Consider the following 1,586-nt stretch of genomic DNA (forward strand, 5'->3'; position numbering starts at 1 on the left):
GTGGACGCGCTGATGGAGCTTTGCGAACGTTGTGGCATCCGCGAAATAGAGGTCCGCTGCCGGGAGCTCGTCGAAACCGCAGCCCGTAACGGGCGTCAAGGATGGGAGGAGCTTGTCCACCGCTTGCAACGAATCAGGCATGGACAGGTCCTGCGTGGTCACGGGAATGAAGTCGATCCAAATGATATCACTGAGCTGAAGGCAGTGCTCACCTGGCTGACCGACAACCAGGCGCGCCTCGTGCTGGGGCGGTTGGACGATGATCGCCTCGGCAAATTCTTGTCAGCGTGGGCGTCGCCTTTCATTCGCTTCGACTACAGAGACCGATGGAGCTACATGCCGTTTGAACGTGCATCGCCGGGACAGCAAGCCTCGGCGCTGCTCACGCTGCTCCTGCACCAGGAAGCAGGAACGCTCATAATCGACCAGCCAGAAGATGACCTCGATAACCGAGTGATCATGGCAATCGCCAAGCTGCTGCAGACCACCAAACGCAAGCGTCAACTAATCTTCGCCACCCACAACCCGAATTTCGTCGTAAATGGCGACGCCGACAAAGTTGTGGCTCTAGTGCCGAGTGTCGAGCCGAACGCCACGGAGGCTGTAAGAGCAGCTCAAATTGCGATTGAAGAGGATGGGGCGATTGAAACTCCCGCAGTCAGGGAAGCCATAACCGAAACAATGGAAGGCGGAATGCGAGCTTTCGAATTGCGGGGAAGGAAGTACGCCGTCGTGTGAGGCGACAGGACCGCCGTTCTTGGTAATCGGCGCAGTGTCGGAACGGAGCATGAGCCGCTATGCTGGTGTGCTCCGCCAATCCCATGCTTGTCCACTGTCCCGGGACTGAGGACAAAGCTTAAGGACTACGGTTGCGCTGCTGTACCGCCCGCTCAATCCGCTTCACGGGCGTGATCGTTGACAGGGGGCTGCGCAGTGCTTAGTGTCCTCTGTCCGAGGACAGAGGACGGCGGTCATGATGAAGAGCCAGGATGTTGTCGTCCTGTTCAAGCTGGCGAGCTTGGAGGACGACGCAAAGGATATCGGTCATGAATCTCCACCGGCCGGGCTAGCCGCGGGCGAGGATCCCTATTCCGTGCGCGCTCTCGAAGCAGCACTCGGAATCAGCAAGACCGAGATCAGCGCTTCGCTCAAGCGCAGCATCGTGTCGGGCCTCGCGATCAAGGACAGGAAGACAGGTCGGACCAAACCGAGCCGGCGCCATCTGCGCGAGTTCATCGTCCACGGTCTGAAATTCGTCTTTCCGGCGAAACCCGGCGCCATGCAGCGTGGGTTGCCGACGGCGTTCGCCGCCCCCGTGCTGCGTGAATCCCTGCACAGCGCCGGCAATCTCATCTGCGTCTGGCCGTACGCGCACGCAAAAGACATGGGTCAATCGGTCGATCCGCTCTTCAAAAGCGTGCCGGAGGCCTGCGAGAAAGATAAGCGGCTCTATGCCTATCTCGCCCTCATCGACGCGATCCGCATCGGTAATCAGCGCGAAAGCAAGCACGCCGCCGACCTGCTCGCACAGAGGCTGGAATGACAGTCCAAGGTCAGTTGAAAGCGATGCTGAAGACCGTCGCCGA

2 protein-coding genes are annotated in these 1,586 nt (G+C 59.6%); both read left to right on the top strand.

Translation table 11 applies throughout. The annotated features are described in order from the left end of the window. Positions 1–738: AAA family ATPase (locus tag EOA24_RS37395; protein WP_133374883.1), on the top strand; the 738-nt coding region annotated here is incomplete at its 5' end. 235 nt (positions 739–973) lie between these two features. Next, positions 974–1,543 carry a hypothetical protein gene (locus tag EOA24_RS37400; protein ID WP_318012530.1) on the top strand — a complete coding sequence of 190 codons (570 nt, stop codon included), beginning with the start codon at positions 974–976 and terminating at the stop codon, positions 1,541–1,543. The last annotated feature ends 43 nt before the right edge of the window (positions 1,544–1,586 follow it).

Source organism: Mesorhizobium sp. M2A.F.Ca.ET.039.01.1.1 (genome assembly GCF_003998035.1).
Lineage (GTDB): Bacteria > Pseudomonadota > Alphaproteobacteria > Rhizobiales > Rhizobiaceae > Mesorhizobium.